The following is a 574-nucleotide window of genomic DNA, read 5'->3' on the forward strand; positions in this document are numbered from 1 at the left end:
GGTGCCGGCGCCGAGGATGGTCCGGTAGTTCTCCGCGCCGACGAAGGTGCGCGGGCCCAGCAGGTTCCAGTGGTCGGTGCTCAGGAGCATCGACTGGACCATCGGGTAGAACGTGAAGCCCAGGATCACCAGCAGCGCGGGCGCCACCGAGAGCCAGCCGGCCAGGGCTCCGGTCGAACGCCGCCGGGACTTCGAGGTCTGCCCGGCGCGGTCCGAGCCGCTCCCGGCGGCGGTGCCGCCGGGAGGGTGCTTCGCGGGAAGGTCGGTCATGGTCGTCATCGGCTTTCCGTCACTCCTTGCCGAGGGCCTGGCCGACCAGGTCGTCGACGGTCTTCAGCGCCTTGTCGACGGATGCCTGGCCGTTGACGCCGGCCACGATGTTGGCCTTCTGGGCGTCCCAGCGGGCCTGGAAGGCGTGCCGGTCCTGGAGGACCAGGTCGGGGGTGTTGCGGGCGAGCTGTTCGAAGATGGGCGCCCAGTTGGGGTCGGCCTTGACCTTGCCGTCCACGGTGGCCTTCACGGCCGGGTCCACCTTGCCGAGGTCGTACGGGAAGATCGCGTGGAAGTCCATGTA

1 protein-coding gene and 1 pseudogene are annotated in these 574 nt (G+C 69.9%); both read right to left on the minus strand.

Annotated features, from left to right (window positions below):
• Positions 1 to 279: pseudogene (locus PUR61_RS15840) on the minus strand (hypothetical protein); the annotation flags it as partial.
• A 10-nt stretch (positions 280 to 289) separates the two neighbouring features.
• Positions 290 to 574, minus strand: a 285-nt coding sequence (locus PUR61_RS15845; RefSeq protein ID WP_329879489.1) for a hypothetical protein, incomplete at its 5' end; no start/stop codon positions are given.

Source organism: Streptomyces sp. BE20, assembly GCF_036322525.1.
In the GTDB taxonomy this organism is placed as follows: domain Bacteria; phylum Actinomycetota; class Actinomycetes; order Streptomycetales; family Streptomycetaceae; genus Kitasatospora.